Consider the following 21,376-nt stretch of genomic DNA (forward strand, 5'->3'; position numbering starts at 1 on the left):
TGACTCCATGGCGGTTACCTCGCAGACGCATCGACTGCCCGTCCGGAAGCTGGTCGCGGCCTCGGCCGGCAACGCGGTCGAGTGGTACGACTGGGGCATCTACACGGCGTTCAGCATCTACTTCGCGACGCAGATCTTCCCCAAGGGCAACGAGACAGCGGCGTTGCTGAGCACGTTCGCGACGTTCGCGCTCGCCTTCTTCTTCCGGCCGCTGGGCGGTTACCTGCTCGGCAGGTTCGCGGACGTCCGGGGGCGGCGCACGGCGATGCTGCTGACGATCGCGCTGATGTCCGGCGGGTCGGTGGTGATCGGGTTGCTGCCGACGTTCGACCAGGTCGGCTGGTTGTCGCCGACGCTGCTGGTGCTGGCACGGGTGGCGCAGGGCATGGCGCTGGGCGGCGAGGTGTCCAACGCGTCGGCCTACCTCGGGGAGATCGCCGAGCCGAGCCACCGGGGGCGGTACTCGTCGTTCTTCTACATCTCCACCGGCGCGGCGGTGCTGGTGGCGTCGCTGCTCGGGTTCTTCCTGAGCCGCGGCCTCGACGCGGCGGCGATGGCCTCGTACGGGTGGCGGGTGCCGTTCCTGATCGGCGGCGTGCTCGGCCTGGTCGGGCTGTGGCTGCGGCGGGCGTTGCCGGAGACCGAGCAGTTCGAGGAGAACCGGGAGAAGGCGGAGAGCCTCAAGAACCCGTTGCTGACGACGTTGCGGGAACACCCGCGGGCGGTCGGGCAGGTGGTGGGGTTCACGCTGCTGTCGACGTTGTGCTTCTACACGTTCTTCTCGGCGTTGACGCCGTTCGCGGTGAAGACCAGGGGCGCGAACGACGTCGACGTGTTCCTGGCGCTGTCGGTCGCGACCGGGCTGTTCATCGCGCTGCAGTACCCGATGGGCTGGCTGGCGGACCGCTACGGGCGCAAACCGCAGATCCTGGTGTGGTCGGCGGCGACGGCGGTGCTGGTCGTGCCGCTGTCGACGCTGGTGCAGCCGGGGCTGGGGAACCTGCTGGTGGTGTTCTGCGTGGGACTCGGGCTGTACACGGCGATCACGGCGATCGCGCCCGCGTTGATGAGCGAGCTCTTCCCCACCGAGCTGCGCGGGCTCGGGATCGGCGCCTGGTACAACCTCACGGTCGCGCTCTTCGGCGGCACGGCACCGCTGGTCATCCAGGCGCTGCCCGGCACCACGTTCTTCTGGTACGTGGCGGTCGCCGCCGTGATCACGTTCCTGGTGATCCTCACGCTTCCGGAGACAAGGGGTGTTCCGTTGAGCTGAGGCAGAACTCGTTGCCCTCCGGGTCGGCGAGCACGAACCACACCCCGTCCCGGCTGATCACCGCCGCGCCGAGCGCCACGAGCCGCGCCACCTCGGCCTCCACGTCGTCGCACCACAGGTCGACGTGCACGCGGTTCTTCCCGGCCTTGGGTTCCGGAACGCGGTTGAAGAAGAACCGCGGCGACCCGTCCAGCAACACGGACGGGTCGTCCTCGGGATCGTCGATCCCCTTGTCGCGCAGGCATTCGAGCTCCTCGTCGCCGTACGGCGCGAGCTCGTGGTCGTCCAGCGCGGCCGCCCAGAACCGGGCGAGCGAGGCGGGGTGGGCGCAGTCGATGACGACGTCGTGCATCCGGGCCATGCGATCGAGGCTAGCGGTGCAGCGGCACCAGGTCGTCGGCGTGCACGACCTCGCGGCGCTGCTCGGCGGGCAGGTCGTGGGACTTGCGGCCGATCAACGACGGCAGCTCGGCCGCGTCGTAGCCCACGACGCCCCGCGCCACCACCTCACCCGCGTGGCTGACCAGCTCGACGACGTCACCCGCCTCGAAGTCACCGTCCACACCGGTGATCCCGGCGGCCAGCAACGAACGGCGCCGGCCCACGACCGCGGCGACCGCGCCGTCGTCGAGGTGCAGGCGGCCGTTGGCGTCGGTGGCGTACCCGAGCCAGAAGCGACGGGCGGTGAGCCGCGAACCCGTTGCGGCGAAAGCGGTTCCGACGTCGGCCGTGGTCAGCGCGCGATGTGCCTGGGCGGCGCCCGTCAGCAGCACCGGGATGCCCGCGGCGGACGCCAGCCGTGCCGCGGCCAGCTTGGAGGCCATGCCGCCGGTGCCGAGACCCGACGCGCCCGCGGTGCCGGCCCGCACGCCGTCCACGTCGGCGGCCGACGCGACCTCGGAGATGCGCACGGCACCGGGCTGACGCGGGTCACCGGAGTAGAGAGCGTCCACATCGGACAGCAGGAACAACGCGTCCGCGCCGACGAGGTGGGCGACCAGCGCGGCGAGGCGGTCGTTGTCGCCGAAGCGGATCTCTTCGGTGGCAACGGTGTCGTTCTCGTTCACGACCGGCACCGCACCCAGCGCCAGCAGCCGCGAAAACGTGCGCTGCGCGTTGCGGTAGTGGGCGCGGCGCACCACGTCGTCCGCGGTCAGCAGGACCTGGCCGACGGTCAGCGAGTAGCGGCCGAACGAGTTCGCGTAGGCGTGCGCGAGGGTCAGCTGCCCGACGCTGGCGGCGGCCTGCTGGCTGGCGAGGTCGCGTGGGCGGCGGGACAGCTTCAACGGCGCCAGGCCCGCGGCGATCGCACCGGACGAGACCAGCACGACCTGGCTGCCCGCGGCACACCGCGCGGCCACCGCGTCGACCAGGGCGTCCAGGCGGGCCGGGTCCAGCCCGCCTGCCGCCGTGGTCAGCGAGGAGGAACCGACCTTCACCACGATGCGGTTCGCCGAGGCGACCGTCTGCCGAGCTTGTGAGACCACAGGGGCCGTCACGGGTTTACTCCTCGTCGAAGTCGTCGCCGTACTCGCCGGGCGCGCGGCGGGCCTTCTTCAGGGCCTTGCGCTCGTGGGCGCCGATGCGGTCGTTGCGCTCGAGACGGGAGTCCGTGCCACGTCCGGTCATCGTCATCGCGATACCGGCCGGAGTGGTCGGTTCCCAGTCGAACACCAGGTCGCCGATGGTGACCTGGCAGCCGGGAACGGCGCCCATCTTCACGAGCTTGTCCTCGACGCCCAGCCTGTTCAGGCGGTCCGCGAGGTAACCGACGGCTTCGTCGTTGGAGAAGTCGGTCTGGCGGATCCAGCGCTCGGGACGGTCGCCCCGCACGATGAAACCACCCTCGACCGAGGGGTCCTCGGTCACGGTGAAGCCCTCGTCGTCCACGGCGGTCGGCCGCAGGACGATCCGGGTCGATTCCTTCTTCGGCTGTGCCTCGCGGTACTCGCGCACGACCTCGGCCAGCGCGAACGTGAGCTCGCGCAGGCCGTGGCGGGACACGGTCGACACCTCGAAGACCGGCAGGCCGCGGGCCTCGATCTCGGGGCGGACGATGTCGGCGAGGTCCTGGGCGTCCGGGATGTCGACCTTGTTGAGGATCACGACCCGCGGCCGGTCGGCGAAGTTGCCGCCCAGCGACGGCGTGTACTCGGAGAGTTCCTTCTCCAGCGCGTCGATGTCCGCGATCGGGTCACGGCCGGGCTCGTAGGTCGCGCAGTCGACCACGTGCGCGAGAACGGCGGTGCGCTCGATGTGGCGCAGGAAGTCCAGGCCGAGGCCCTTGCCCTGCGACGCGCCGGGGATCAGGCCGGGGACGTCCGCCATCGTGAAGACGGTGTCGCCCGCGGTGATCACGCCGAGGTTCGGGACGAGCGTGGTGAACGGGTAGTCGGCGATCTTCGGCTTGGCCGCGGACAGCACCGAGATCAGCGACGACTTGCCGGCCGACGGGAACCCGAGCAGGCCGACGTCCGCGACGGACTTGAGCTCCAGCACCAGGTCGCGGGTCTCGCCCGGCTCGCCGAGCAGCGCGAAACCGGGGGCCTTGCGGGCCTTGGACGCCAGCGCCGCGTTGCCGAGACCACCGCGGCCACCGGCGGCGGCGATCAGCTGGGTGCCCTCGCCGACGAGGTCGGCGACGACCTCGCCGTCCTCGGTCAGCACCACGGTGCCGTCCGGGACGCGGAGGATCAGGTCCTCGCCGTTCGCGCCGTCGCGGTTCGCACCGGCACCGGCCTTGCCGTTGGTGGCGGCGGCGTGCGGGCGGAAGTGGAAGTCGAGCAGGGTGTGCACCTGCGAGTCGACGACGAGGATGACGTTGCCGCCACTGCCGCCGTTGCCGCCGTCGGGGCCACCGAGGGGCTTGAACTTCTCGCGGTGCACTGAAGCGCAACCGTTGCCCCCGTTGCCGGCGGCAGCGTGGATCACCACCCGGTCTACGAAGCGGGCCACGGAACTACTTCCTCTCAAAAGACTTGAACAAACAGCGAGGGGCGGTGCCGGATGACCGGTCCCGCCCCTCGCTGAGGTGTCTGACAGTCGTTCTGCGGAGCGGCCTTTCTCAGACCGCGACCGGAACGATGTTGACGGTCTTGCGACCGCGCTTCGTACCGAACTCCACCGCACCCGGCAGCAGGGCGAACAGCGTGTCGTCCTTGCCGATGCCGACGCCGACGCCGGGGTGGAACTTGGTGCCGCGCTGGCGGATCAGGATCTCGCCGGCCTTGACGACCTGACCGCCGAACCGCTTCACACCCAGGTACTGGGGGTTGGAGTCACGGCCGTTGCGGGAACTGGATGCACCCTTTTTGTGTGCCATGAGAAGTCAGGTCCTCACTTACCGGTGATGCCGGTGACCTCGACACGGGTCAACTTCTGACGGTGACCCTGTCGCTTGTGGTATCCGGTCTTGTTCTTGAACTTGTGGATGCGGATCTTCGGGCCCTTGGTGTGCTCGACGACCTTGCCGGTCACCGAGAACTTCTCCAGAGCCGCCGCGTCAGCGGTGACGTCAGTGCCGTCGACCACGAGCAGCGTCTGGAGGGAGATTTCGGTGCCCGGCTCGCCCTCGAGCTTCTCGACCTCGACGATGTCGCCGACAGCGACCTTGTACTGCTTGCCGCCGGTCTTGACGATCGCGTACATCAGGACGGAAGTCTCCTGCTACTCGATGGTGACGGGCCATGCGCCAACCCATCTGCGAAAAACCAGCAGAGGGGGCACACGACAGGACCCGTCGGATGGCGGGCCGTCAACAAGGTTACGGGACCGGGTACGGCCGGAGCAAACCGGGGCCCCTCGAACACGAACATGCAGGCTGCGACGTCTCTCACAGCACCGGCGCGAACGCACGCGGGGACCTTCCGCACCTCGTGAGAGTGCGAAAGGTCCCCGCGTGTGTCAGAAGAGAAAGCGTCAGTCCTCCTGGACCGGCGGACCGGCCGGGCGCGACACGGTGCGACGGCGGCGCGTGGTGGTGACCACCGGCGCGGGCAGCTGGACCTCCGGCTGCTTCGGCACCTCGACCACCACCGGCGCGGGCACCTCGGCCGCGACCGGCGCACCGGCGGCGCGCTTGGCGGCACGACGGCGCGGACGGGCCGCAGGGGTCTCGGTGACCGGCTCCGGGGTCACGGCGGCAGCGGGCTCCTCCGCGGCGTGGACGGCTGCCTCAGCGGCCTCCACGGCGGTCTCCGCCGACTCCTCGACCTCGGCTGCCGTGTCCTCGACGACGGCCTCGACCACACCCGGCTCGACCGGCTCGACCAGCTCGTCGGCCGTCTCCTCGATCACCGCGGCGGGTTCGGGCGCCGGGGTCTCGACGACGTCCTCGGCCTCGATCGGCAGCGGCTCCTCGGCGACGTCCTCGTGCGGCTCGTGACCGTTGAGCTCCTGCTCCTCGACCACCACCGCGTCGACGACCGTCTGCGGCTCCTTGTCGCGGCGCCGACGACGCCGGCGACGGCCACCGTGGCCCTCGTGCTCCTGGTCGGCGGCGACGGCCGACTCGGAGGTGTCCTCCGGCTCGGCGGGCTCCACGTCCCCGGCACCGACCACCTCGGGCTCGACGGGTGCCTCGACGGCCGCCTCGACGACCTCGGCCACGGCCTCCGCGGCCGCGTCGCCGTTGCCCTTGTTGCGGCGCGACTTGCGGCCACCGCCCTGCGGCTGCTGCTGGCCACCGCCGCCGTTGCCGCCACCGTGCGAGTGCACCGGCTCGGTCGACACGACGACGCCGCGGCCACGGCAGTGTTCACACGTCTGGCTGAACGCCTCCAGCAGGCCGGTGCCGACCCGCTTGCGGGTCATCTGCACCAGGCCCAGCGAGGTGACCTCGGCGACCTGGTGGCGCGTGCGGTCCCGGCCCAGGCACTCGGTCAGGCGGCGCAGCACCAGGTCGCGGTTCGACTCCAGGACCATGTCGATGAAGTCGATGACGATGATGCCGCCGATGTCGCGCAGCCGGAGCTGGCGGACGATCTCCTCGGCCGACTCCAGGTTGTTCCTGGTGACGGTCTCCTCGAGGTTGCCGCCCGATCCGGTGAACTTGCCGGTGTTGACGTCGATGACCGTCATCGCCTCGGTGCGGTCGATGATCAGGTAACCACCCGAGGGCAGCCACACCTTGCGGTCGAGCGCCTTCAGCAGCTGCTCGTCGATGCGGTACTCGACGAACGCGTCGTTGTTGCCGACGTGCTTCTTCAGGCGGTCCTGCAGGTCCGGCGCCACGTGGCGGACGTAGGAGTCGATGACCTCCCACGCCTCGTCGCCCTGGACGACGAGCTGGGCGAAGTCCTCGGTGAACAGGTCGCGGACGACCTTCACCAGCAGGTCCGGCTCTTCGTAGAGCAGCGCGGGGGCCTTCGTGGAGGTGCTGGCGGCCTTCTCCTTGATGACCTTCCACTGGGCCTGCAGACGCGTGACGTCGCGGCCCAGCTCCTCCTCGGCGATGCCCTCCGAGGCGGTGCGGATGATCACGCCGGCGTCCTCGGGGACGACCCGCTTGAGGATGTCCTTGAGGCGCTTGCGCTCGTTGTCGGGCAGCTTGCGGCTAATGCCCGTGGCACCGCCGCCCGGCACGTACACCAGGAAGCGGCCGGGCAGGCTGATCTGCGTGGTCAGGCGGGCGCCCTTGTGGCCGACCGGGTCCTTGGTGACCTGGACGAGCACCGAGTCGCCGCTGGAGAGCGCCTGCTCGATCTTGCGGGACTTGCCCTCGAGACCGGCGGCGTCCCAGTCGACCTCACCGGCGTACAGCACGGCGTTGCGGCCGCGGCCGATGTCGATGAACGCGGCCTCCATGCTGGGCAGCACGTTCTGCACGCGGCCGAGGTAGACGTTGCCCACGATCGAGCCGCTGCCCGACGAGGTGACGAAGTGCTCGACCAGCACGCCGTCTTCCAGCACGCCGATCTGGGTGCGGTCGCCGCGCTCGCGGACGACCATCGTGCGGGCCACGGCCTCGCGGCGGGCCAGGAACTCGGCCTCGGTCAGCACCGGGGCACGGCGGCGGCCGGCCTCGCGGCCGTCGCGGCGGCGCTGGCGCTTGGCCTCCAGGCGGGTGGAGCCGCGGATGCTGCGGACCTCGCTGCGCGCGGCCTCGCTCTGGGCGGCCTCGGTGTCGGCCTTCTCCTCGCGCGACTCCCGCACGTGCACGACCGTGTTCGGCGGGTCGTCCTCGGCCAGCACCTCGTCCTCGGTGCCGGTCTTGCGCCGACGGCGACGGCGGCGACGGCGGGTCGAGCCCTCGTCACCCTCGTCATCGGCGGCGTCGTCGGCCTCCGCGGCACCCTCCGCGGGCGCCTCGGCGTCCTCGCCCTGGGCCTCGTCGGTGTCCTCGCCGTTCTCGGCGTCCGCGCCCTTGCCGCGGCCGCGGCCACGACGGCCGCGGCGCCGGCGACGACGGCCTTCGCCCTCGTCGTCACCGTCGGCGTCGACGTCGGCTGCCTCGGCGGCGTCGAGCTCGTCGGCGGCGATCTCGCCGACCGACTTCTCGTCCTGCTCCGGCTCCTCCTCGACGACGAACGGCGACGGCGGCGCCTTGGGCCGTTCGATCGGCGTCGGCGGCAGGAAGACCGCGCTCGGCGCGGCGAAGACCGGGGCCAGCGCCGGTGCCTCGAACGCCGGGACCGCGGGGGCCTCGTAGTCCTCGGTGATCTCACCGGTGACGACGTCGTCCCAGTCCAGCAGGGTCTCGGCGACCTTCAGCGCGACGTCGCGGCTGACGCTCGACTGCGCACTGCGCGCGACCTCACCGAGGTCGGCCAGTGCCGTCATCACGTCCCTGCTGCTGACGTCCAGCAGCTTCGCCAGGGCGTGCACCCGCAGCTTGTCCGGCAGGTCCGCCAGCTCAGGGCGTGCGGATACCACGCCCTGCCCGCCGGTCGCACCGGCGGGCTTTTCCGTGTTCGACATGCAGCTCCTCCACCCCCGGGCGCGTCCCGTGAGGACGCGGCCGCGCAGGGGCCTCTCTTGTCTCTCTCCACCGCTGCTCGCGGCGGGAATCCTTGCCTTGCGCGCAGTGCGTGGCGCCTCTGAACGGCGCACGCTTGCGCAGGTCCCACGACGACGCCGCCTCCAGCGCCGCTCCTCCTGTTTGCGTCGCCGACCAGCGTTCCAGCGCTCGTCAGGACTCTCTGTCCTGCTGGAGCGGGTCCACCAGCCTGCCTTCGCCGTCGAGCCGTCCCTGCGCCATCCGGGTTGCTCTCGCAGGTACCGGCGGCACGAGATCGGCGACGACACGAAGCGCGTTCAGCACGTCGTCGGGTCGGACGGTAGGCGTTACCTGCCGAACGACCGTCATGAGTATCCCACACGGTTGTGACAATGCGGCCTCATCGTGTCCGGCGTCGCTCGAACGTGGTCCGACCTGTGCCGACACGACGGCGGGTCGCACGTCGACCGTCTTCATGCCGTTCTTGGTGAGGCGCTCGACCTCCACCCGTTCGGCGGCGAGCAGGAGCTCGACCGCCTTCGCGAGCTCGGCGGGTTCCACCCCGTCGAGCTCGATCCGCCACTCGCTGGCGTCGATGCGCTCGGTGAGGTTGCCACCGTGCGCCTGCACGATGTCGACCACGTCGATCCCCGGCGGCAGCGCCTCGTCCAGCGCGAGCTTCAACGCCTCCGGGTCGACCCGCTCGACCACGGACACCTCGACGTACTCCGCCTCGCTGGCGACACCGGTCGGTGCGGCACCCACCCACGACACCTTCGGGTGAGGGCTGAAGCCCTGGGAGTAGGCCATGGGTACGCCGGCCCTGCGCAACGCGCGCTCGAACGTACGAGCGATGTCGCGGTGCGAGGTGAAGCGCAACCTCCCCCGCTTGGTGTAGCGGAGGCGCAGTTTCTGCACGGCCGTGGCCGACGGGTTGTTGGGCTGCTGGCGGCTCAGTGGTGCTCCCCTGGGTGGGCCTGACGGGTGAGCGGTCCCATCGGCGCAGGCTGTTCGTCCAGTAGGACGGTACCGTGAAGTTGATTCAGGACGTTCAGCTTGTCTAGATCGTTGCGCGTGGTTACGGTCCGCCTGACCGGACGCCCCGCCGACCTGGAGGTCCCTGGTGCCTCTGCTCCACCGCGCACGGGCGGTTGCGGTGACCACCGCGCTGCTCGCCGCAGGCCTGGTGGCGTCCACCCCCGCGGGCGCCGACCCGGTGCTCGACAGCTGTACCCAGCAGGGGCCGACGCTGCGCTACCTCGTGGTGTTCCCGCAGTTCACGACGGCCGAGACAGCTGAAGCCGAGATCAGCGGGGCGTGTGGCGCGACAACCGTGTACTACCCGGAGATCGCGGTCGCGGTGGCCACGTCGCCGGACCCGTCGTTCCTCGGGCTGATCGGCCCGCAGCGCGCGTACAGCGCCCAGGCCGAGGGCGCGTCGAAGCGCGCGGTGAAGCGCAAGAAGGACGACACCGAGCTGCTGCAGGCCGCCGGCGTGCGGTCCGGCGAGCAGTGGGACATGGATCTCATCAACGCCCCGGCCGCCCATGCGATCACCACCGGCTCGAAGTCCGTGGTGGTCGGCGTGCTGGACTCCGGCGTCGCCCGGCACCCGGAGCTGGCGTCCGCGCTGGCACCGGAGCTGTCGGCGGGCTGCCTGACCGGCAAGCCCGACCCCTCCCCCGCCGCCTGGGCGCCGACGACGTCCGCGCACGGCACGCACGTCGCGGGCACGATCGCGGCGGCCGACGACGGCCGCGGCATCACCGGCGTGGCGCCCGGCGTGCGCATCGCGTCGGTGAAGGTCGTGGACGACGACGGGTTCATCTACCCGGAGTACGCGGTGTGCGGGTTCATGTGGGCCGCCACGCAGGGCATGACCGTCACGAACAACAGCTACTTCATCGACCCGTACCTGTTCACGTGCCAGAACGCGCCGGGACAGCGGGTCATCTACGAGGCCGTGCGCCGCGCCGTGGACTACGCGACCTCGCGCAACGTCCTCAACGTCGCCGCCGCGGGCAACAACGCGGCCGACCTGTCCCGGCCGGGCCGTGACTCGCTGTCACCGACGAACGGTGACGCGCAGACCCGTCCGGTGGATCCGTCGTGCGTGGTGCTGCCGGTGCAGCTCAAGAACGTCGTCGGCGTGTCGTCGGTCGACGCGACCAAGACCAAGGCCTCGTACAGCTCCTACGGCCTGGGTGCGATCGACGTGACGGCGCCGGGCGGCGACTCGCGGGCGCCCGGCGGGTGCGTGCTGTCGACGGTGCCGTCCGGTTACGACTACTCGTGCGGCACGTCGATGGCGGCTCCGCACGCGGCCGGGGTGGCGGCGTTGATCGCCTCGACGCACCCGGAGGCCGATGCCGCGCAGCTCGGGCGGATGTTGAACGCGCAGGCCACGACGCTGGCGTGCCCGGCGGACTACGACCTGTACGGCACCGGGGTGCAGGACGCGTTCTGCACCGGGTACTCGGAGTACAACTCGTTCTACGGCCACGGCCTGGTCGACGCGCTGGCCGCCGTCACGAGGTGACGGCGCGGGGCCCGGAGCGCAACGGCGAACGCCGCCCCCGCCTGGTTCGGCGGGAGCGGCGTTCGGTCCGTCAGAACCGGCGTCGTGCCTGGTGGCCTGCGTCGCTCACGGGGTGAGCGCGGGGTTCTTCACCGGCGAACCGACCCCCACCGGGGAGATCGGCAGCAGCTTGCGACCGGTCGGCCCGACCTCGATGTCGGTGCCCATCGCCGGGCACACACCGCAGTCGAAGCACGGGGTCCAGCGGCAGTCGTCCTGCTCGCGCTCGTCGAGCGCGTCCTGCCAGTCGGCCCAGAGCCATTCCTTGTCGAGGCCCGAGTCGAGGTGGTCCCAGGGCAGGACCTCCAGCTCCTCGCGCTCGCGGGTGGTGAACCAGGCGAGGTCGACGCCGAGCGGTTCGAGCTGCTCGGCGGCCTTGACGGTCCAGCGCTCGTAGGAGAAGTGCTCGCTCCAGCCGTCGAACCGGCCGCCGTCGCGCCACACCGCCTCGATGACCTTGCCGATGCGCCGGTCACCCCGGCTGAGCAGGCCTTCGATGAGGCTGGGCTTGCCGTCGTGGTAGCGCATGCCGATGTTGCGGCCGAGGCTGCGGTCGGAGTTGACGGCCTCGCGGAGCTTGCGCAGCCGGTCGTCCACGGTGTCCGGGTCGCACTGCGGGGCCCACTGGAACGGCGTGTGCGGCTTGGGCACGAACCCGCCGATCGAGATGGTGCAGCGCACGTCGTTGCGGCCACTGGCCTGGCGGCCGGCGCGGATGACGTTCTTGGCCATCTCGGCGATCTGCAGGACGTCCTCGTCCTCCTCGGTGGGCAGGCCGCACATGAAGTACAGCTTCACCTGCCGCCAGCCGTTGGAGAAGGCCGCCGACACCGTGCGGATGAGGTCCTCTTCGGACACCATCTTGTTGATGACGCGCCGCATCCGCTCGCTGCCGCCCTCCGGCGCGAAGGTGAGACCCGAGCGCCTTCCGTTGCGGGACAGCTCGTTCGCGAGGTCGATGTTGAACGCGTCGACGCGGGTGCTCGGCAGGCTCAGGCCCGTGTTGGTGCCCTCGTAGCGGTCGGCGAGGCCCTTGGTGATCTCGGCGATCTCGCTGTGGTCGGCGCTCGACAGCGACAGCAGGCCGACCTCCTCGAAACCGGTCGCCTCCAGCCCCTTCTGGACCATGGCGCCGATGCCCTCGATGGACCGCTCGCGCACCGGGCGGGTGATCATGCCCGCCTGGCAGAACCGGCAGCCGCGGGTGCAGCCGCGGAAGATCTCGACGCTCATCCGCTCGTGGACGCTCTCGGCGAGCGGCACCAGCGGCTGCTTCGGGTACGGCCACGCGTCGAGGTCCATCGTGGTCCGCTTGAACACGCGGAACGGCACCCGGTCGCGGTTGGGCACCACGCGCTGGATGCGGCCGTCGGGCAGGTACTCCACGTCGTAGAACCGCGGGATGTAGACGCCGCCGGTCTCGGCCAGGCGGGTCAGCACCTCGTCGCGGCCGCCGGGACGCCCCTCGGCCTTCCAGTTCTTGACGATCTCGGTGATCTCGAGGACGGCCTCCTCTCCGTCACCCAGCACCGCCGCGTCCACGAAGTCCGCGATCGGCTCCGGGTTGAACGCCGCGTGCCCACCGGCGACCACGATCGGGTCGTCCACGGTGCGGTCGGCGGCGTGCAGCGGGATGCCCGCGAGGTCGAGCGCCGTGAGCATGTTCGTGTAGCCCAGCTCCGTCGCGAAGCTGATGCCCATCAGGTCGAACGCCTTCACCGGCCGGTGCCCGTCCACCGTGAACTGCGGCACCCCGTGCTCGCGCATCAGGGCTTCGAGGTCCGGCCACACGGCGTACGTGCGCTCGGCGAGCACGTCCGGGAGCTCGTTGAGGATCTCGTAGAGGATCATGACGCCCTGGTTCGGCAGCCCGACCTCGTACGCGTCCGGGTACATCAACGCCCACCGCACGGACGCCTCGTCCCAGTCCTTGACGGTCGCGTTCAGCTCCCCGCCGACGTACTGCACCGGCTTGGAGATCCTGGGCAGCAGGGGCTCCAACCTGGGGAAAACAGACTCGGCACTCACGCGACCAGAGTAACCGCCCCCACGTTGACGAGCCGAATCGCGTGCCGCAGCGCTCAGTCCAGCAGCAACCTGCCCAGCCGCCGCGCCGCCACCACCGTGCCCACCGCCGCCATCACGGCGAAGTACGCCACGTGACCGAGCATCCCCCAGCCCACGACGCCCAGCGTCAAGCCGCGCATCAGCTCGATCGCGTGGTAGAGCGGCGTCCACGTGACCACCGCCTGCAGCCAGCCGGGGTAGACCGACAGCGGGTAGAACGTGGTCGAGAACAGGAACAGCGGCAGCACGGCCAGCTGCACCAGGTCGAAGTCCTGCCACGAGCGCATGAACGTCGTCGCCGCCATGCCCACCGCCGCGAACGCGAACGCCACCAGCAGCGCCACCGGGAGCGCGAGCAACGCCCACGGCGAGGCGATCAGCCCCATGCCGAGCATCACGGCCAGGAAGCCCGCCGAGTACAGGCCGCCGCGCAGCAACGCCCAGGTGATCTCGCCGATCGCGATGTCCATCGGCCCCATCGGCGTGGCCAGCATCGCGTCGTACAGCTTCAGGTACTTGAACTTGAAGAACACGTTGAACGTCGCGTCGTACACCGCCCCGTTCATCGCGCTCGCCGCCAGCAGCGCGGGCGCCACGAACGCCGCGTAGCCGACCGGCCGCCCGTCCGGCCCGGTCACCGCCGTCACCATCTGGCCGAAGCCCAGGCCCAGCGACCACAGGAACAGCACCGGTTCGAAGGCGCCGCCGACCAGCACGAACCACGCGCGCCGGTTGACGATGGCCGCTCGTTCGACGAGCACGCTCGCCTTGCCGCCGTAGAGGCCCGGCGGGATCACCCGCCACAGCAGCCCCACGCTCGCGGGCACTGCCTGGCCACGATCGACCGTCCGGGTCATCTCACACCGCCAGCCTGCGTCGGAAGTACTTCACGCCGAGGGCGAGACCGGCGGCGCCCAGCACGAGGAGGTAGGCGACGTGCCCGAGCGCCGGCAGCGCGCCGAGCGTGCCGAACGCCGCTCCCCGGGCCAGCTCGATGCCGTGCCACGCAGGGGTCAGCCACACCACCGGCAACAGCCACTCCGGCAGCTGGCTGACCGGGAAGAACGCGCCGGTGAACAACGTCATGGGCATCAGCACGAACCGGAAGACCGTCGTGAAGCTGTCCGGTTTCTCCAGCCGCGCGCTGTAGGCGATGAGCGGCGTGCTGAACGCCAGCCCCGCCAGCGCCCCGGCGAGGACGCTCCACAGGATGCCCGGCCCGGCCGCCGCGCCCAGCACCGCCGCGATGACGACGAACACCGCGGACCGCGCCACGAGCTGGCTGCCGATCCACAGCACCTGCCCGTACAGCACCTGCGCGGGCGTGATCGGCGTGGCCACCATGCCGACGTACGTCTTCTGCCACAGGAACGCCGACATGATCGCGTACGTCGACTCGAACGTCGCCCCCTGCAACGCCGTGACGACCACCAGCGCGGGCGCCAGGTACTGCGGGTACGACATGCCGCCGAGCAGCTCGGTCGACCGCACCTGCGAGCCGAACCCGAACCCGAGCGCCAGCAGGAACAGCACCGGCGTGAGGAAGCTCGTCACCACCGTCGCCCGCCAGTTGCGCCGGTACCACGTCCAGTGCTTCTCGAAGCCGTACCAGGAGGCCTTCAGCGTCTGCATCAGTCCACCAACGTCCGCCCGGTGAGCCGGAGGAACACGTCCTCCAGCGAACTGCGCCGCACCAAACTGGACACCGGCTGCACCCCGTTGTCGTGCACCGCCTGCAACGTCCGCTCACCGTCCCGCGTGTACAGCAGCAACCGGTCCGGCAGCACCTCGACCCGTTCCGCGAACCGCTCCAGGTCCGGCTTGTCCGCGCCCGGCCGGAACCGCAGCTCCAGCACCTCCCTGGTGGAGTACGTGCTGATGAGCTCGGCCGGGGACCCCTCCGCCGCGATCCGCCCGCCGTCCATCACCACGAGCCGGTCGCAGAGCTGCTCGGCCTCGTCCATGTAGTGGGTCGTGATGATGAGCGTGACCCCGTCCTGCTTGAGCCGGAACAGCCTGTCCCACAACAGGTGCCGCGCCTGCGGGTCCAGCCCCGTGGTCGGCTCGTCGAGCAGCAGCAGCTCCGGGTCGTTGACCAGCGACCGCGCGATCGTGAGCCTGCGCTTCATCCCACCGGAGAGCGGCTCCACCTCGTGGTCCGCCCTCTCCGTGAGCTGGGCGAACTCCAGCAGCTCGTCCGCCTTCTCCCGGCACCGCTGTCGCGACATGCCGAAGTACCGCCCGTAGATCTGCAGGTTCTGCCGAACCGTGAGCTCCGAGTCGAGGTTGTCCAGCTGCGGCACCACCCCGAGCCGCGCACGGATCCGCGGCCCGTCGTGCTCGGGATCGAGCCCGAGCACCTTGAGCTCCCCACCCGTCCGCCCGGACACGCACGAGATCATCCGCATCGTCGACGACTTGCCGGCCCCGTTGGGCCCGAGGAACCCGAACGCCTCACCCCTGCGCACCTCGACGTCGATGCCGCGCACGGCCTCGAACGCCCCGAAGTGCTTGGTCAGCGCCTTGGCCTCGACGAGGTTCTCCACCACCCCGACGTTAGCCAAGGGGTCCGACAATTCTCGACGCATTTCTCGCGCGCCCAGCCCCGTTGCCCACAATGTCCCGCATGGACATCGAACTGCGCTGGCCGACCGAGCCCGACGACCGCCTGCGAACCGAGGTCCACACAGTCGTGCACGACGTGGTGGCAGCGGGCGGCGCCGTCGGCTACCACACCCCTCCCGACCTGACCCGCATCTCGACCTGGCTCGACGGCGTCCTGAAGCAGACCCGCGACGGCGACGCCGCGTTCGCGACCGCGGTGGTCGACGGGGTCGTGCGCGGGATCGGCCTGTGGCGGCGCGGCGGCACCGCCGTGTTCCAGCACCGCTGCGAGGTCCAGCAGATCATGGCCCACCCGTCGGCGCGCGGCCTCGGGCTGGGGCGGCTGGTGGTCGCGGGCCTGGTCGACAGCGCGCGGACGGCGGGGTTCGAGATCGTCATGCTCGGGGTGCGCGGGAACAACCACGGGGCGATCGAGCTGTACGAGAGCCTCGGTTTCCGGGAGTGCGGTCGGATGCCGAACGCGATCGCCGTCGGGGAGGACCGGTGGGACGACGTGTGGATGTACCTGCCGCTCGGCCATCCCGAGGGGACGCGGTTGAACGGCTCGACGGCGGGTGGGCTGGGTTCCAGCCCTCGCCGCACGAGGTGACCACAGCGGACCGACGCCACTCCCGATCGAGCCGAAGGCGAGGCTTTCGCTCGTGATCGAGCCGAAGGCGAGGCGTCAAAGCCTTTCCTCGGGCGGTTCCGCGGTGGGTGGCTTCCCCGTCTAGCGCTCCGATCGTTTGCCGGGCCTGAGGAGGGGTGTCAACCGGGCACGCTTTTCGCCCGGTTGACACCCCTCCTCAGGTCTGGCTCGCTCCGTGAGAGCTAGACGGGGCAGACAACGCAACCCACAAAGCAACCGGCAGCCGCCCTAAGCACCAGGCGTGCCATCAACCTGCCAATGGCGCTGGAGGCTTCTTTGGGAGTGTCGGGGTCTGGGGCGGAGCCCCAGGAACAGCCGAACAGGAAACCCGCAGCAGCACCACCCCATGGACTCCCGACAGGCACCCGCCAACGCAACAGGGGGACGCCCCACGCAGCCCACGCGTCGGCCCAAAGGCCAAGCACGCTAACGCAGGCGTCCCCCCAAAAGTCGGACCCCCTGATCAACCCGACTGTACTCAGCAGGTCTGACAACCCAGGGGGCTCACCACCTCAGGCGTCCAACTCAAAGCCCAAGCCTCAAACCTTCACAGGTTCGGGAACCAGATCTTGATCTCCCGCTCCGCCGACTCCGCCGAGTCCGACCCGTGCACGAGGTTGTACTGCACCTCGGTGCCGAAGTCGCCGCGGATCGTGCCCGGGGTCGCCTTCTCCACGGGGTCGGTCCCACCGGCGAGCTGACGAAACGCGGGGATCGCGCGAACACCCTCGACGACCAGCGCGACCAGGGGGCCGCCGGTGATGAAGTCGACGAGGTCGTTGTAGAACGGCTTGCCGTCGTGCTCCGCGTAGTGCTGCTCGGCGGTAGCACGGTCAGCCGTGCGGAGCTCCAGCGCGGCGAGCTTGAGGCCCTTGCGCTCGATGCGGGCGATCACCTCGCCGACCAGACCACGCTCGACGCCATCGGGCTTGACCAGAACCAGGGTGCGCTCGGACACGACGGTGTGACTCCTCGGAAACAGGTACGGGATGTGCGAACAGGGTAGCCGCGCCCGTGCGGCGCACGCCGGGAGGGCTGTGACCGGCGATACGCCATAGTTCTGCGGGTGAGTTCACAGCACACCGGGTCCGCGTTGACCGGCGCCGCCGTCCTGTTCGTCCTGCTTCGGCTGCTCGCCGTGTCGCACTATGACTGGCACACGGCGTTCGCACTGCTCCACACACTGGAGCTGGATGACGCGCCTGGGTTGTTCCTCGGCACGTTCATGGCGGACGACCGCATCAGCACCGTCTTGCTGATGGTCGTCACGCCGGCGACCTTCTTCTTCTTCCTCCGCACGCGCAAGGATCCGGAGCGGGCGAACACCACGGCGCTGCTCACGTTGATCGTGCTCGTCGCGCTGATGGTGTCGCACACGCTGACGTACCACCGCTGGTGGATGCCGGTGGGTGCGGTCGCGCTCGGCGGGGTGTTCGTGCTCGCCATCAGGAACGCGCGCTGGTTGCTGCACTGGTTCGCGTGGATCCTGGCCGGGACCGCGCTCGCGGTGGCTGCGGTCGTCAGCACGCCGTGGGTGCCGAAGGAGCGGATCAACGACGCCGAGGACGTCTACGTGTTCGAGACGAGCCCGGGATACCTGAAAGTGCTCAAAGCGCAGGACCGCGAGTTCGCGATCCTGCGCTCGGAGGACGTCGTCAAACGGGTGGAGCTAGCTGACCACTAGACCTGGTGGGAGACCCACAGCTTCGTGCCCTGCTCGTCGTAGAGCACGGCCTGGCCGGTGTTCTCCACGACGATGCGCTGGCCCGTCGTGCGCTCGGTGTTGCTGGCCCAGCGGGGACGGTTGGCCGCGTCGTACAGGACGAAGTTGCCGTCGCTCTGCAGGACCGCCCGGTTGGCAGTGGTGCCGGTCGTGTTGGTCCAGAACTTCGGCACGCCGTTGCTGTAGAGCACCAGGTTGCCGTCCGGCTGCATCACCAGGTAGTGCTTGCCGTCCGCACTGACGATCCGCTGACCGGTGCCGAGCCAGTCGGACCGGCGCAGCTTGTTGGGGTCGGAGGCGCCGTGGACGTAGATCAGCTTGTTGGGCGAGCCGGCCACGTCCTGCACCACGTCGTTCGTGGCGGAGTCCTTCATCGCCTTCTGCACCTGCGCCGGCGTCGCGGTCGGGTTGACCGCCAGGTAGATCGCCGAGACACCGGCGACGTGCGGCGCCGCCATCGAGGTGCCGCTGGCCGAGATGAAGCCGTCGTCGATGAAGGTGGAGACGATGTTCTCGCCGGGGGCGAAGATGTCGGTGCAGGTGCCCCAGTTCGAGAAGGACGCGCGGGTGTCGGTGCTCGTCGTCGCGTTGACCGTGAGCGCCTCGGGCACTCGGGCCGGCGAGTAGTTGCACGCGTCCGCGTTGAAGTTCGCCGACGCTACCGAGTACGAGACGCCGGACGCGATCGAGTTGCGCACGGCGGTGTCGAGCAGGTCGAACGCGGGGCCCGCGAGGCTCATGTTGGCGACGGCCGGCTTGACCGCGTTGGCGGTCACCCAGTCGACACCGGCGATGACGCTGGCGGCCGTGCCGCTGCCCTCGCAGTCCAGCACCTTGACCGCGTGCAGGTTGATCCGCTTGGCCACACCGACGGTCTTGCCGCCGATGGTGCCGGCGACGTGCGTGCCGTGGCCCGCGCAGTCGGTGTTGGTCGAGTCGATCGAGTTGTAGTTCCAGACCGCGCGGCCACCGAAGTCCGGGTGGTCGACCTTGATGCCGGTGTCGATGACGTAGGCGTGCACCTGGCTCGTGTCGGCGCGGAGCCGGTAGAGGTTGTCCGGCGTCACGACCCGCTGGTCGATCCGGTCCAGGCCCCAGCTCGGGGTCGGGCTCTGCGCCTCACCGGTCTTGGCGAAGACCTGGTCCTGCGCGATCGACTTCACCGCCGGGTCGGTCGCCAGCTTCTTCGCGGCCTCCGCCGTCATCTTGGCCGCGAAACCGTTGAACGCCTTGGTGTAGCGGTACTTCACCTGTGCGCCGACCTTGCCGGCCACCGCGTTGGTCGCCGTGAAGCCGTCCTTGAGCTCGACGATGTAGCTGTCGGCGACCGCGGTCTTCGAGTCGGCGCCGGCGATCTTGACGTCCTGCGCCTGTGCCTGCGGCACGGCGAGCGCGGTCAGCGTCACCGCGACAGCGCCGGCCCCGATGATCTGTCTGCTGAACATCCCCACAGTTGTTTTCCCCCATAGCGTCGTCGTATCGACGCGGGCAAACCTAAGGGGTGAACCTCCTGGGCGTCACCGGATTTGATGAAGATCGCCCAGGAGGCCCAACGGGGCTAGTGCACGAGGACTGGCTGCGTCTCATCACGCGACACCGCGACCTGCCGCAGCATGAACACGGCCAGTGCCAGCGCCACGGTCACCAAGCCGGCACTGATCCAGAACGCCAGGTGGAAGCCCGACGTCAGCGCCTCCAACCGGGACACACCCGACGCGAGCAGCGACGACGTGTAGGTCGTGGAGGTCGTCGCCAGCACGGCCAGGCCGAGCGCGCCGCCCACCTGTGCGGTGGTGTTGACCAGGCCGGACGCGAGGCCGGCCTCGCCGTGGGCCGCGCCCGACATCGCCAGGGTCATGAGTGCCGGGAACGACAGGCCCATGCCGATGCCGATGGGGGCGACCGCGGGCAGGATGTCGGCCACGTACGAGCCGTCGACCGGGACCTGGGTGAAGACGACCATGCCCGCGAGCATCAGCACGAGGCCCAGGATCAGCATGTTGCGTTCGCCGAAGCGGGAGTTCAGGCGGGCCGACAGCGACACCGAGAACACCGCGATGGCCACGGCCACGGGCATGAAGGCCAGGCCGATCTGCAACGGCGTGTACGACAGCACGAGCTGCATGTACAGGGTGCCGAGGAAGAACAGGCCGAACATGCCGGCGATCATCGAGATCTGCACGAGGTTCGCGCCGGTCACGTTGCGGGACTTGAACACCCGCAACGGCAGCAGCGGCTTGGCGGCGTGGCGCTGGCGCAGGACGAAGCCCACCAGCAGCGCGACCGCGATGGCGCCCAGGCCCAGCGTGTGCGGGGAGCCGAAGCCGTAGTGCTCGGCCTTCACGATCGTGTAGACGCCGAGCATCACCGCGGCGACGATCAGCAGGGCGCCGAGGACGTCCGCGCCCTCGCGCAGGCCCAGGCCGGCCGACTCGGGCACCAGGCGCACGGCGGCGATGGCGGCCACGATGCCGATCGGGATGTTCACGAAGAAGATCCAGTGCCACGACATGGCGTCCGTGAGCACGCCGCCGAGCAGCAGGCCGATGGACGCGCCCGCTGCCGCGACGAAGCTGAACACGCCGATGGCGCGCCTCTGCTCGCCGGTCTCCGGGAACATCGTGACGATCATGCCCAGGGTCACGGACGTGGCCAGCGCGCCGCCGGCGCCCTGGACGAACCGGGCCACGACCAGCATCTCGGAGCTCATCGACAGGCCGCACAGCAGCGAGGCGGCGGTGAAGACGCCGAGGCCGATCAGGAACACCCTCTTGTGCCCGATCAGGTCGCCGAGGCGTCCGGCGAGCAGCAGCAGACCGCCGTAGGCGATCAGGTACGCGTTCACGACCCAGGCGAGGCCCGCCTGGCCGAACCCGAGGTCTTCGTCGATCGCGGGCAGCGCGACGTTCACGATCGTCTGGTCCAGCACGATCATCAACATCCCCGCGCACAGCACGATCAGCGCCAGCCAGCGCGAATCCGTCTTCGGTCCCCCTGATGTCATAAGAGGAACCGTAGCAGATAGTTTTGTACGGGACTATTTGTTACCCGATCGCCTGGCGCAGGGCACGCTTGCGCGGCGGCTTCTCGCACGGGACGACGGCACCGAGACGGCCTTCGACCAGTCGCGTCAGGCCGTTGACCAGGCCGGTCCGCTCGTCGTCGGGCAACGAGCCCAGCACGCTGGCGACGACCTCCTCGTACACGTCGTCGGCCTTCGCCACGAGCGCGCGCCCGGAGTCGGTCACGACCACGACGCGGGCACGGCGGTCGGTCGCGGACGGCCTGCGCTCGGCGTAGCCCGCCGATTCCAGGGCGTCCATCGTCACGACCATGGTCGTCTTGTCGATGCTGATCTGCTCGGCGATCTCGGACTGCGTGCGCTCGGCGTCCAGCGCGGTCGACAGCACGCAGCGGGCCCGCGGAGTCAACCCGATCTCCGCGAGCCTCGCCGTCAGCTCGGTCTCCAGCGCGTGACCCGTCCGATGCAGCAGCATCATCAGGTCGGTACACCCCTTCGTGCCCATGGGCACTACGGTACCAAA

At 70.0% G+C, this 21,376-nt stretch carries 19 protein-coding genes; 4 read left to right on the plus strand and 15 right to left on the minus strand.

Annotation, left to right across the window (positions count from 1 at the left end; genetic code table 11):
* The first annotated feature begins 7 nt into the window (after positions 1 to 7).
* Positions 8 to 1,273, plus strand: coding sequence for an MFS transporter (locus tag ADL03_RS23000; protein WP_053735603.1), 1,266 nt, complete (start codon positions 8 to 10; stop codon positions 1,271 to 1,273).
* Here the strand turns inward: ADL03_RS23000 and ADL03_RS23005 are convergent.
* From ADL03_RS23005 to ADL03_RS23035, 7 genes are all read right to left on the minus strand, one after another.
* Positions 1,236 to 1,634, minus strand: coding sequence for a VOC family protein (locus ADL03_RS23005; protein WP_053735604.1), 399 nt, complete (start codon positions 1,632 to 1,634; stop codon positions 1,236 to 1,238). The genes ADL03_RS23000 and ADL03_RS23005 overlap by 38 nt on opposite strands.
* 10 nt (positions 1,635 to 1,644) lie before the next feature.
* The gene (gene proB / locus ADL03_RS23010) at positions 1,645 to 2,772 is read right to left on the minus strand and encodes a glutamate 5-kinase (protein WP_082373399.1); all 1,128 of its coding nucleotides are present in this window, start codon (positions 2,770 to 2,772) and stop codon (positions 1,645 to 1,647) included.
* A gap of 4 nt (positions 2,773 to 2,776) precedes the next feature.
* Positions 2,777 to 4,228 carry a GTPase ObgE gene (gene obgE, locus ADL03_RS23015; RefSeq protein WP_053735606.1) on the minus strand — a complete coding sequence of 484 codons (1,452 nt, stop codon included), beginning with the start codon at positions 4,226 to 4,228 and terminating at the stop codon, positions 2,777 to 2,779.
* Between the two features lie 109 nt (positions 4,229 to 4,337).
* A complete protein-coding gene (gene rpmA, locus ADL03_RS23020) occupies positions 4,338 to 4,595 on the minus strand; it encodes a 50S ribosomal protein L27 (RefSeq protein ID WP_053735607.1) in 258 nt (85 codons plus the stop codon).
* Positions 4,596 to 4,609: 14 nt separating this feature from the next.
* Positions 4,610 to 4,921, minus strand: a complete 312-nt coding sequence (gene rplU, locus ADL03_RS23025; RefSeq protein ID WP_030468121.1) for a 50S ribosomal protein L21 — start codon at positions 4,919 to 4,921, stop codon at positions 4,610 to 4,612.
* A 270-nt stretch (positions 4,922 to 5,191) separates the two neighbouring features.
* Positions 5,192 to 8,191 (minus strand): translation initiation factor IF-2 N-terminal domain-containing protein, encoded by a 3,000-nt coding sequence (locus ADL03_RS23030; RefSeq protein WP_053735608.1) that lies wholly within the window; start codon positions 8,189 to 8,191, stop codon positions 5,192 to 5,194.
* Positions 8,192 to 8,402: 211 nt separating this feature from the next.
* On the minus strand, positions 8,403 to 9,128 hold the full coding sequence (locus tag ADL03_RS23035; RefSeq protein WP_053735609.1) for a TIGR03936 family radical SAM-associated protein: 726 nt from the start codon (positions 9,126 to 9,128) through the stop codon (positions 8,403 to 8,405).
* A gap of 205 nt (positions 9,129 to 9,333) precedes the next feature.
* Between ADL03_RS23035 and ADL03_RS23040 the strand changes: the two genes are divergently transcribed.
* A complete protein-coding gene (locus ADL03_RS23040) occupies positions 9,334 to 10,749 on the plus strand; it encodes a S8 family serine peptidase (RefSeq protein WP_053735610.1) in 1,416 nt (471 codons plus the stop codon).
* Between the two features lie 105 nt (positions 10,750 to 10,854).
* On the opposite strand, the gene ADL03_RS23045 is transcribed toward ADL03_RS23040, so the two are convergent.
* From ADL03_RS23045 to ADL03_RS23060, 4 genes are read right to left on the minus strand one after another with little or no spacing between them, the layout of a single operon-like run.
* Positions 10,855 to 12,816, minus strand: coding sequence for a TIGR03960 family B12-binding radical SAM protein (locus ADL03_RS23045; RefSeq protein ID WP_053735611.1), 1,962 nt, complete (start codon positions 12,814 to 12,816; stop codon positions 10,855 to 10,857).
* A gap of 53 nt (positions 12,817 to 12,869) precedes the next feature.
* Positions 12,870 to 13,712 carry an ABC transporter permease gene (locus tag ADL03_RS23050; RefSeq protein ID WP_053735612.1) on the minus strand — a complete coding sequence of 281 codons (843 nt, stop codon included), beginning with the start codon at positions 13,710 to 13,712 and terminating at the stop codon, positions 12,870 to 12,872.
* 1 nt (position 13,713) lies between these two features.
* On the minus strand, positions 13,714 to 14,487 hold the full coding sequence (locus ADL03_RS23055) for an ABC transporter permease (RefSeq protein ID WP_053735613.1): 774 nt from the start codon (positions 14,485 to 14,487) through the stop codon (positions 13,714 to 13,716).
* Positions 14,487 to 15,401, minus strand: coding sequence for an ABC transporter ATP-binding protein (locus ADL03_RS23060; RefSeq protein WP_231642156.1), 915 nt, complete (start codon positions 15,399 to 15,401; stop codon positions 14,487 to 14,489). Before ADL03_RS23060 ends, ADL03_RS23055 begins: the two co-directional genes overlap by 1 nt.
* Before the next feature lie 80 nt (positions 15,402 to 15,481).
* Here ADL03_RS23060 and ADL03_RS23065 point away from each other — a divergent pair, with 80 nt between their 5' ends.
* A complete protein-coding gene (locus tag ADL03_RS23065) occupies positions 15,482 to 16,069 on the plus strand; it encodes a GNAT family N-acetyltransferase (protein WP_053735615.1) in 588 nt (195 codons plus the stop codon).
* A 586-nt stretch (positions 16,070 to 16,655) separates the two neighbouring features.
* On the opposite strand, the gene ndk is transcribed toward ADL03_RS23065, so the two are convergent.
* Positions 16,656 to 17,066, minus strand: coding sequence for a nucleoside-diphosphate kinase (gene ndk, locus ADL03_RS23070; protein WP_053735616.1), 411 nt, complete (start codon positions 17,064 to 17,066; stop codon positions 16,656 to 16,658).
* Between the two features lie 108 nt (positions 17,067 to 17,174).
* On the opposite strand from ndk, the gene ADL03_RS23075 reads away from it, so the two are divergent.
* Entirely contained in the window at positions 17,175 to 17,792 is a 618-nt protein-coding gene (locus tag ADL03_RS23075; protein ID WP_197288571.1) for a hypothetical protein, read from the plus strand.
* On the opposite strand, the gene ADL03_RS23080 is transcribed toward ADL03_RS23075, so the two are convergent.
* The 3 genes from ADL03_RS23080 to ADL03_RS23090 form a co-directional block, all read right to left on the minus strand.
* On the minus strand, positions 17,789 to 19,276 hold the full coding sequence (locus tag ADL03_RS23080; RefSeq protein ID WP_053735618.1) for a S8 family serine peptidase: 1,488 nt from the start codon (positions 19,274 to 19,276) through the stop codon (positions 17,789 to 17,791). The genes ADL03_RS23075 and ADL03_RS23080 overlap by 4 nt on opposite strands.
* A gap of 113 nt (positions 19,277 to 19,389) precedes the next feature.
* A complete protein-coding gene (locus tag ADL03_RS23085) occupies positions 19,390 to 20,835 on the minus strand; it encodes a DHA2 family efflux MFS transporter permease subunit (protein WP_082373400.1) in 1,446 nt (481 codons plus the stop codon).
* Between the two features lie 40 nt (positions 20,836 to 20,875).
* Positions 20,876 to 21,358: a MarR family winged helix-turn-helix transcriptional regulator gene (locus ADL03_RS23090; RefSeq protein ID WP_053735619.1), complete on the minus strand. Its 483-nt coding sequence runs from the start codon at positions 21,356 to 21,358 to the stop codon at positions 20,876 to 20,878.
* Between the last annotated feature and the right edge of the window lie 18 nt (positions 21,359 to 21,376).

Source organism: Nocardia sp. NRRL S-836 (genome assembly GCF_001279525.1).
In the GTDB taxonomy this organism is placed as follows: domain Bacteria; phylum Actinomycetota; class Actinomycetes; order Mycobacteriales; family Pseudonocardiaceae; genus Lentzea.

Excerpts from the sequence above, each read along its gene's own strand:
- ADL03_RS23000 (WP_053735603.1), top strand. The coding sequence starts at position 8 with ATGGCGGTTACCTCGCAGACGCATCGACTGCCCGTCCGGAAGCTGGTC.
- ADL03_RS23005 (WP_053735604.1), bottom strand. The coding sequence starts at position 1,634 with ATGGCCCGGATGCACGACGTCGTCATCGACTGCGCCCACCCCGCCTCG.
- rpmA (WP_053735607.1), bottom strand. The coding sequence starts at position 4,595 with ATGGCACACAAAAAGGGTGCATCCAGTTCCCGCAACGGCCGTGACTCC.
- rplU (WP_030468121.1), bottom strand. The coding sequence starts at position 4,921 with ATGTACGCGATCGTCAAGACCGGCGGCAAGCAGTACAAGGTCGCTGTC.
- ADL03_RS23030 (WP_053735608.1), bottom strand. The coding sequence starts at position 8,191 with ATGTCGAACACGGAAAAGCCCGCCGGTGCGACCGGCGGGCAGGGCGTG.
- ADL03_RS23050 (WP_053735612.1), bottom strand. The coding sequence starts at position 13,712 with ATGACCCGGACGGTCGATCGTGGCCAGGCAGTGCCCGCGAGCGTGGGG.
- ADL03_RS23055 (WP_053735613.1), bottom strand. The coding sequence starts at position 14,487 with ATGCAGACGCTGAAGGCCTCCTGGTACGGCTTCGAGAAGCACTGGACG.
- ADL03_RS23065 (WP_053735615.1), top strand. The coding sequence starts at position 15,482 with ATGGACATCGAACTGCGCTGGCCGACCGAGCCCGACGACCGCCTGCGA.
- ADL03_RS23080 (WP_053735618.1), bottom strand. The coding sequence starts at position 19,276 with ATGTTCAGCAGACAGATCATCGGGGCCGGCGCTGTCGCGGTGACGCTG.
- ADL03_RS23085 (WP_082373400.1), bottom strand. The coding sequence starts at position 20,835 with ATGACATCAGGGGGACCGAAGACGGATTCGCGCTGGCTGGCGCTGATC.
- ADL03_RS23090 (WP_053735619.1), bottom strand. The coding sequence starts at position 21,358 with ATGGGCACGAAGGGGTGTACCGACCTGATGATGCTGCTGCATCGGACG.